Source organism: Pseudomonas sp. HY7a-MNA-CIBAN-0227 (assembly GCF_040310325.1).
GTDB lineage: Bacteria > Pseudomonadota > Gammaproteobacteria > Pseudomonadales > Pseudomonadaceae > Aquipseudomonas.
In genome coordinates this window covers 24190-31303 of sequence record NZ_JBEOPT010000029.1, presented here as the reverse complement: position 1 = coordinate 31303, position 7114 = coordinate 24190, and the positions used below count along the sequence as shown (strand labels likewise).

Below are 7114 nucleotides of genomic sequence, written 5' to 3'. Positions count from 1 at the left end.
GTTACTTTGCCGCTTTTGCAAAGTGACACGCCGTAAGGGCGTAACCCTAATCCGCCCTGACCAAAATAACGGATATGTACTCAATTGCCAGATCCTGCCTCAACATTGACCGATCCATCGCTATCGCAGGCAAGCCACACATTTTGTGTCCCGATTTCTACAGTGAGCAAGGTTAAACCCTTGAGGCAAACACCGCCTGATGCTGCCGGCACTGTTCGGCGGTGAGCATAAACACCCCATGCCCGCCCCGCTTGAAGTCCAGCCAGGCAAAATCCACCTCGGGGTATAGCGCCTCGACATGAACCTGGCTGTTGCCCACCTCGACGATCAACAAGCCTTTCTCGGTCAAATGATCCACCGCCTCGGCCAGCATGCGCCGTACCAGGTTCAAGCCATCTTCACCGCAGGCCAGGCCCAGTTCGGGTTCGTGCTGGTACTCGTCGGGCATGTCGGCGAAGTCTTCGGCATCGACATACGGCGGGTTGGAAACGATCAGGTCAAAACGCTGGCCCGGCAGGCCGTCGAAGCCGTCGCCCTGAACGGTGTAGACCCGCTCATCGACGCCATGACGCTCGATGTTCTGGTTGGCCACTTCCAGCGCTTCGAACGACAAATCCGCCAGTACCACTTCGGCGTCCTGGAACTCGTAGGCACAGGCAATGCCAATGCAGCCAGAACCGGTGCACAGGTCGAGGATGCGCGCCGGCGGTACGGCGAACCAAGGTTCGAAGCGGTTTTCGATCAGCTCGCCAATCGGCGAACGCGGGATCAGCACTCGCTCATCGACGATAAACGACATGCTGCAAAACCAAGCTTCGCCCAACAGGTAGGCGGTAGGAATGCGCTCTTCAATCCGGCGCTTGAGCAAGCGCTGCAGATTAACCAGTTCATCCTCTTCCAGGTTGCAGTCCAGATAACTGTCGGCAATTTCCCACGGCAGGTGCAAGGCGCCGAGCACCAGTTGCCGGGCTTCGTCCCAGGCATTGTCGGTGCCATGGCCAAAAAACAGGTCTTCCCCATGGAAACGGCTGACAGCCCAACGGATGTGGTCGCGCAAAGTGCGCAGGCGAGAAGTGATCACGGGGGCAGGCTCCTGGAAAAAACGACTGGCGATTCTAACAGTCTTAAGCTGTACGGACGATGTACGAAAAACCTTCACCGCACGTCGAATTTCATCCGCTTGTGCTTTTTTCTGTTGCACAACGCACCCTCTTGACATGGCTGTAGGCCAACAACGGCGTACCTTACGATGGTAGCGATTCACAGAAGCGCTCAGCCAGAGGACAATGTCGCAAAAGCCCCACTCACAGGAGCCCCAGAATGTCCGTTCCAAAGACGATGTTTCAACTCAGCGGTCGTGGTTACGCACCGGCCAATTTGAGCCACGCGACCCTTGTGATCATCGATGCCCAGAAAGAATATTTGAGCGGCCCCCTTGCCCTGTCGGGCATGGAGGCAGCTGTCGAAAACATCAAACAACTGACGGCTGCGGCACGCAACGCCGGACGTCCGATTGTCCATGTGCGCCACTTGGGCACTGTGGGCGGTCTGTTCGACCCACAGGGCGAACGCGGTGAGTTCATCCCGGGGCTTGAGCCTGAAGGTGACGAAACCATCATCGGCAAGCTGCTACCCAGCGCCTTCCACGGCACAGCCCTGGAAAAGCGCCTGCAGGACCTCGGCTCCCTGGACCTGATCGTCTGCGGTTTCATGAGCCACTCCAGTGTCAGCACCACCGTGCGTGCGGCGAAGAACCTGGGCTTTCGCTGCACCCTGGTGGAAGATGCCTGCGCCACCCGCGACCTGCCTTACAAGGGCATCCTCCTCAGCGCCGAGCATGTGCAGCAAACCGAGATGGCCATCATGGCCGACAACTTCGCCACACTCGCCTTGACCAAAGATCTGATCTGATCGACCTATCGATGAGCGGTGCAGCCATTACGGCCCCGCTCATCCGCAAAAACCTCTCATTTTCTGCAATTGCCTCTGTACCCGGAACAACCTGTCCATCTTCCGGTCGAAGGGCCGATACCCTTGAGGAAAGGTCGGAATGAAGATATCCGATGGTTTTGACGCTCGTCGCTTGCGCCCCAAGGGCCCGAGCAACTGGCGTCTGCGTCTGGGCGCTGGCTTTGCCGCGCTTTTGGCGATGTTGGGCGTGTTGCTGGCGATGGCAGGGGCCGCAAGTCTGCTGGGACACTCACCGGCTCTTGGCGAGCTGAATGCCAGCCCGGGCGGTTCTGCCGTAGTGCTGGTGATTGGCCTGCTGATCCTGTGGTTTGGCGTGTGGTTGTGGCGCCGTTGCCGGCGGCGCATGCGTCAGCCGCTGGAGTTGAGCATCGCCTCGCACTTGATGAAAAAACACGACTGAAAAGACACTGATAGCGTTTTGTCCCGCCTCTGGCGCCTCGATTTGGGTAAACTGCCCGCCCTTCGCGGAGGCTGACATGCAAGACGACGATTTTTCCCTGTTCAAAAGCGCGACTCAAGGCATCAGGCCCATCAAGCACGAGCGCGCTGAAACCGGCAAACCCAAGGCCGATCGTGCGCAGCTCGCCAAGCTGCGCCAAGCGGCCACGGTGCGTACTGACGCCACCACGGTGGACGGCCTGTCTGATCAGTTCGTCATCGACGTCGGCCCCGAAGATGAGCTGATGTGGGTCCGCGACGGTGTCCAGGAAAGCCAGATGCGCAAGCTCAAGGTTGGCCAGATTCCGTTCGAGGGCAGCCTCGACCTGCACGGCATGACCGTGGAAAAAGCGCGTGAAACCCTCTGGGCCTTCCTTGCCGAAGCCACTAAATTCGAAATCCGCTGCGTGCGCGTCACCCACGGCAAGGCTGTGCGCCTGGATGGGAAGCGGCCGATGATCAAGAGCCACGTCAACACCTGGTTGCGCCAGCATTCCCAGGTGCTCGGCTTTACCTCCTGCCAGCCGCGCCACGGCGGCGCTGGCGCGGTGTATGTGATGCTCAAGCGCACGATGATGGAAGGGCGCGACGAGTAACAAGTGCCATCGTCAGGCTTGCAGCGATGTGTCGGCCACCGTACCCTTGTACTTTGCGAAAATCCCACAGGTAGTTTCATGTCCCTGGAACAGAATTACACCGCGATCCTCGGCCAACTCGGCGAGGACGTCTCCCGCGAGGGCCTGCTCGACACGCCAAAACGTGCCGCCAAGGCGATGCAGTACCTTTGCCGCGGTTATGAACAGACACTGGAAGAAGTCACCAACGGTGCCTTGTTCAGCTCCGACAACAGTGAAATGGTGCTGGTCAAGGACATCGAGTTGTACTCGTTGTGCGAACACCACTTGCTGCCGTTCATCGGCAAGGCCCACGTCGCCTATATCCCCAGCGGCAAAGTACTGGGGCTGTCGAAGGTCGCGCGTATCGTCGACATGTACGCCCGCCGCCTGCAGATCCAGGAAAACCTCAGCCGCCAGATCGCCGATGCCGTTCAGCAGGTGACCGGTGCCCTGGGCGTGGCCGTGGTGATCGAGGCCAAGCACATGTGCATGATGATGCGCGGTGTGGAGAAACAAAATTCGTCGATGATCACGTCGGTGATGCTGGGTGAGTTCCGCGAAAACGCGGCGACCCGTAGCGAGTTTCTCAGCCTGATCAAATAACAGGCTGCACAAAAGAAAACCGGCATTCATCGCCGGTTTTTTTTCGCCTATCGAAAATCAGGTAAGCTGCCGCCCCTTCGTTCATGGGCAAGAGGTTTTTAACCGTGTTAGTCAAAGCGCTTCGAATAGGCCTCGGCCAAGTCATCATCTTTGTCGACTTCATCACCCGCCCGCGCAAACAACAGCGCCCGGCCAATGCCCAGGCGGTGGTCGACCAGTCGGCCAAGGCCCTGACCCTGTATCAGTTTCACGCCTGCCCGTTCTGCGTGAAGACGCGCCGTACCTTGCACCGCCTGAACGTGCCAGTGGCATTGAAAGACGCGAAGAACAATGAACAGGATCGCCAGACTCTGCTGGAACAGGGTGGCAAGATCAAAGTGCCGTGCCTGCGCATTGAAGAGAACGGCCAGACCACCTGGATGTATGACTCCAAGGTGATCATCGATTATCTGGACAAGCGGTTTGCGGCGGCCTGAAACCCGGCTCTACCCTTGAATGGATAAATCCAGCAGCGCGGAGCCCAGGCACTTGCCATGGGCATCCAGCGCCAGGGAACGTGTCACCCCGCCTCGCAAGATCCCCGGCAATACGAAATTCAGCGCCTGTACATTCGCCAATTCATAACGCCGTACCGGCGCTGCACCCGCTTCCAGCAACGGCGCAAAATACGCCGCCACCCGCTCGGCCGTCAGTTGCTCACACAACAGCGGATAATCCTCGGCCCGATAGGCAATGATCGAGATATTCGAGGTGTCGCCCTTATCCCCGGTACGGGAGTGGGCCAATGTGTGCAGTTTGACCAGGCTCATGACTCAATCCTCGGGTTGACCGCGCTACGCGGCAGCAGCAACGACGCCACCGCGACCACTTGGCGAAGGCTTTTACTGGCACCACCGCCGCCGGAAGGGCCGTTGGTGTAAAGGGTTTCCACTTCATTACCGACGCGCACTGCTTCGCTGCGCTCTTCGCAGCGAGCGCTGACCCGCAGGCGCACCTCCCAAGGCTCTGCATCGCTGCGTTGACCATGCAGAGAGTCAATCCCGATCAGTTCGGCGCGCACGTCCTGCATCCTGACAGCCGTCAGCTCCAAGCGTTTGAGCACCACATCCCGAGCCAACCGAGCCCGAGCCACAGCTCCCGGACCGCCGTAGGACATTTGCCCTTCGCCGATCCAGCCATCCAGGTAGCCGACACTGACTTTCAGTTGCTCAGGGCGTGGCCGCCCTTCGGCGCCATGAGCCCGCACTCGATCCACGGCCTCCTCGACAAAGGACACCTTGGAAAAGTCCGCGCGCACATCCGGGGTCAGATACGCGGCTGGATCGTGGACCTCATAGATCAACTGTTCGGTGCAGGTCGCGCGGCTGACTCGCCCTCCCGAGCCCTGCACCTTGGTTATCAGCGCCGCGCCGTCGGCATCAATCTCGGCCAGGGGAAAACCCAGCCGCGCCAGATCCTCGACATCCTTGAAACCAGGATCAGCAAAATACCCACCGCTGACCTGGCCGGCACACTCCAGCAAATGCCCAACCAACGTGCCACGCCCCAAGCGCTGCCAGTCATCAACGGCCCAGCCAAACTCGAACATCTGCGGCGCGAGGAACAATGACGGATCAGCCACGCGTCCGGTGACCACCACGTCAGCATCGGCCTGCAAGGCGGCAATAATGCCTTCAGCGCCCAGGTAGGCATTGGCGGAAATCAATCGATCGCCCAATGAGTCCAAGGTCTGACCGTTATCCAGCAACTGCTCCGGATGGCGGCGCAATACTTCCAGGACATCATCGCCGACCACCGCCAGCACCTTGAGGCTCAGGCCCAATTCGTTGGCGACCCGCCGCACTTCAACGGCAGCGGCCAGCGGGTTGGCGGCCCCCATGTTGGTGATTACCCGCAAGCGCCGACGCCCTGTGTGCTGGCCGACAAAAGGCAGCACACGACGCATGCGCTCGCTCAGCAGCGGGTCGTAGCCGCCCTGTGGATCGCTGATTCGTGCCTGCTGGGCCAGGGCGATGGTGCGTTCGGCCAGGCATTCAAAGACCAGGTAATCCAGGTCGCCCTGCTCGGCCAGTTCCACGGCAGGTTCGATGCGGTCGCCGGAATAGCCGGCGCCAGAACCGATGCGTAAGGTTTTCATCTCAAAACACTCCCAGGAGCAACGCGGTCAGGGTCATCAACACCGACGCGGCAAACAGAAAAGGGATGGTGAAGCGCTGATGATCGGCCAGTTCGATCTTGCACAGGCCCACCAGCAGGAAGGTTGCGGGCGTCAGTGGGCTGACTGGGAAGCCAGTGGTGTGCACACCGAGCAACGAGGCCTGGGCCACTTGCAGCGGATCGACGCCCAGGGCCTTGCCGACTTCGGCGATCACCGGCATCACGCCGAAATAGTAGGAATCAGGGTCGAACAGCATGCTCAACGGCATGGACAGGAAACCCACCACCGCCGGAATCAACTTGCCATGACCGGCGGGAATCTGCGCCACCGCTACTTCGGCGATAGCCTTGAGCATGCCGGTGCCTTGCATGATGCCGGTGAACACACCGGCGGCGAGCAGGATGCTGGCCATGGTCAGGGCGGTTTTTGCATGAGCATCGATCCGCGCGCGCTGGGCGTCGACATTGGGGTAGTTGATGCACAACGCCAGCACGGTGCCAAGCATGAACATCACCACCGGATCGACCCAACCGGCAATCATCACCACCATCACCAGTACCGTCAGAACCAGGTTGACCCAGAACAGCCGTGGGCGACGCAGGGCGATGTCATCGTCGCTGAGTACACGTTGCGGTACCGTGTCGACGGTCGAGCCGGCGCCCAGGCCCAGGCGTTTTTCTTCACGCCGGCCAAGCCACCAGGCACAGGCAAAAACAAAGATCAGGCCGACGATCTGCACCGGAATCAGCGGCTGGAACAGGTCCGCCACCGGCACATGCAACGCCGCTGAGGAACGCAGCACCGGGCCGGTCCAGGGCAGGAAGTTGACCCCGGCGGCCATCGCTGCCACGCAGGCAAGGATGCGCTTATCCATGCCCAACCGGGTATACAGCGGCAGCATCGCCGGCACCGTCACCAGGAAGGTCACTGCGCCGGAGCCGTCCAGATGCACGAGCAACGCCAGGGTCGCAGTGCCGACAACAATTCGTGTAGGACGCGTCCCGACCGTACGCAGGATGCGGTCAATGATGGGATCGAGCATGCCGGCATCGGTCATGATCCCGAAGAACAGGATCGCGAACACAAACATGCCCACCACAGGGGCGACGTTCTTGATACCGGTGATGATAAAGGCGCTGGTTTGCAGGCCGAAACCGCCGAGCAGCGCGGCAATGATCGGCAAGGCGATCAGGGCAACCAGTGGCGAAAGGCGTTTGCTCATGACGGCAGCGAGCAGACTCAGGATGGTAATGACACCCAGGGTAGCGAGCATGGGGCAGCTCCAGAACGGCGTTTTCGCCGGTTATTGTTTTCCCCGGAGTATTGG

General features: G+C 60.1%; 9 protein-coding genes. 5 read left to right on the top strand and 4 right to left on the bottom strand.

Features of this window, described 5'->3' with window-relative positions; translation table 11 throughout:
* Positions 1-172 precede the first annotated feature (172 nt).
* Positions 173-1081 carry a 50S ribosomal protein L3 N(5)-glutamine methyltransferase gene (prmB, locus tag AAEZ06_RS26575; protein ID WP_350617047.1) on the bottom strand — a complete coding sequence of 303 codons (909 nt, stop codon included), beginning with the start codon at positions 1079-1081 and terminating at the stop codon, positions 173-175.
* Positions 1082-1320: 239 nt separating this feature from the next.
* Between prmB and AAEZ06_RS26570 the strand changes: the two genes are divergently transcribed.
* The 5 genes from AAEZ06_RS26570 (at position 1321) to AAEZ06_RS26550 (ending at position 4105) form a co-directional block, all read left to right on the top strand.
* Positions 1321-1911, top strand: a complete 591-nt coding sequence (locus AAEZ06_RS26570; protein ID WP_350617045.1) for a cysteine hydrolase family protein — start codon at positions 1321-1323, stop codon at positions 1909-1911.
* Positions 1912-2050: 139 nt separating this feature from the next.
* Complete coding sequence (locus AAEZ06_RS26565) at positions 2051-2371, top strand: hypothetical protein (protein WP_133098960.1); 321 nt, start codon at positions 2051-2053, stop codon at positions 2369-2371.
* Between the two features lie 76 nt (positions 2372-2447).
* Entirely contained in the window at positions 2448-3005 is a 558-nt protein-coding gene (locus tag AAEZ06_RS26560) for a Smr/MutS family protein (RefSeq protein ID WP_350617043.1), read from the top strand.
* Between the two features lie 78 nt (positions 3006-3083).
* Positions 3084-3629 (top strand): GTP cyclohydrolase I FolE, encoded by a 546-nt coding sequence (gene folE / locus AAEZ06_RS26555; protein WP_003204506.1) that lies wholly within the window; start codon positions 3084-3086, stop codon positions 3627-3629.
* 104 nt (positions 3630-3733) lie between these two features.
* The gene (locus tag AAEZ06_RS26550) at positions 3734-4105 is read left to right on the top strand and encodes a glutathione S-transferase N-terminal domain-containing protein (RefSeq protein WP_149411541.1); all 372 of its coding nucleotides are present in this window, start codon (positions 3734-3736) and stop codon (positions 4103-4105) included.
* Positions 4106-4114: 9 nt separating this feature from the next.
* Here AAEZ06_RS26550 and AAEZ06_RS26545 read toward each other — a convergent pair whose 3' ends face one another.
* The 3 genes from AAEZ06_RS26545 to AAEZ06_RS26535 are packed head-to-tail and all read right to left on the bottom strand — an operon-like array spanning position 4115 to position 7060.
* Positions 4115-4438 (bottom strand): AtuA-related protein, encoded by a 324-nt coding sequence (locus AAEZ06_RS26545; RefSeq protein WP_133098963.1) that lies wholly within the window; start codon positions 4436-4438, stop codon positions 4115-4117.
* On the bottom strand, positions 4435-5766 hold the full coding sequence (locus AAEZ06_RS26540) for an acyclic terpene utilization AtuA family protein (protein ID WP_350617040.1): 1332 nt from the start codon (positions 5764-5766) through the stop codon (positions 4435-4437). Before AAEZ06_RS26540 ends, AAEZ06_RS26545 begins: the two co-directional genes overlap by 4 nt.
* A 1-nt stretch (position 5767) precedes the next feature.
* Positions 5768-7060 carry a CitMHS family transporter gene (locus tag AAEZ06_RS26535; protein ID WP_133098965.1) on the bottom strand — a complete coding sequence of 431 codons (1293 nt, stop codon included), beginning with the start codon at positions 7058-7060 and terminating at the stop codon, positions 5768-5770.
* Positions 7061-7114: the final 54 nt, after the last annotated feature.